General features: G+C 68.0%; 1 protein-coding gene. It reads left to right on the top strand.

Annotated features, from left to right (window positions below):
- The coding region (gene arcC, locus LQE90_RS12305) for a carbamate kinase (protein WP_114568045.1) at window positions 1-954 on the top strand (954 nt) is incomplete at its 5' end.
- Window positions 955-963: the final 9 nt, after the last annotated feature.

Below are 963 nucleotides of genomic sequence, written 5' to 3'. Positions count from 1 at the left end.
ATGCCTTATCAGAAGGGTGACGGCAAGTCCGTTGTCATCGCGCTGGGCGGCAACGCCCTGGGCAACACGCCCCAGGAGCAGCTCCAGCTGGTCAAGGACACCGCCAAGAACATCGTCGACATGGTCGAGGAGGGCACCAACGTCATCGTGTCCCACGGCAACGGCCCGCAGGTCGGCATGATCAACAACGCGTTCGCCTACGCGAGCGCCAACGACGGCAAGACCCCGGAGATGCCCTTCCCCGAGGCCGGCGCCATGAGCCAGGGCTACATCGGCTACCAGCTGTCCCAGGCCATCCTCAACGACATGAAGCTGCGCGGCATCGACCGCTCGACGGCCTGCGTCGTGACGCAGACCGTGGTCGACCCGGCCGACCCGGCGTTCCAGAACCCCACCAAGCCCGTCGGCGCCTTCCTCTCCGAGGAGGAGGCCAAGGCCAAGGCCGCCGAGACCGGCTGGACCTACAAGGAGGACGCGGGCCGCGGCTGGCGCCAGGTCGTCGCCTCCCCGAAGCCGGTCCGCATCGTCGAGTTCGACGCGGTCAAGGACCTCATGGACGCGGGCTACATCGTGGTGTCCACGGGCGGCGGCGGAGTGCCGGTGTTCGAGAAGGAGGGCCTGTACGAGGGCGTCCCCGCGGTCATCGACAAGGACCGCTCCAGCGCCAAGCTGGCCGCCGACTTCGGCGCCGACATGCTGGTGATCCTCACGGCCGTGGAGAAGGTCTGCATCAACTTCGGCAAGCCGGAGCAGGAGGAGATCTCCACCATGACCATCGCCCAGGCCGAGGAGTACATCGCCCAGGGCCAGTTCGCCCCCGGCTCCATGCTGCCGAAGGTCGAGGCCTGCATCGAGTACGTGCGCGCCTACCCCGAGGGCAAGGCCCTCATCACCAGCCTCGAGTGCGCCGCCGCGGGCCTCGAGGGCAAGACCGGCACCATCATCACGGCGTAGTTCCCGCCG

It is taken from the genome of Paraeggerthella hominis, from assembly GCF_021044775.1.
GTDB lineage: Bacteria > Actinomycetota > Coriobacteriia > Coriobacteriales > Eggerthellaceae > Paraeggerthella > Paraeggerthella hominis.
Note: the sequence above shows the minus strand (reverse complement) of the source record. Positions and strands in the feature narration are given on the sequence as shown.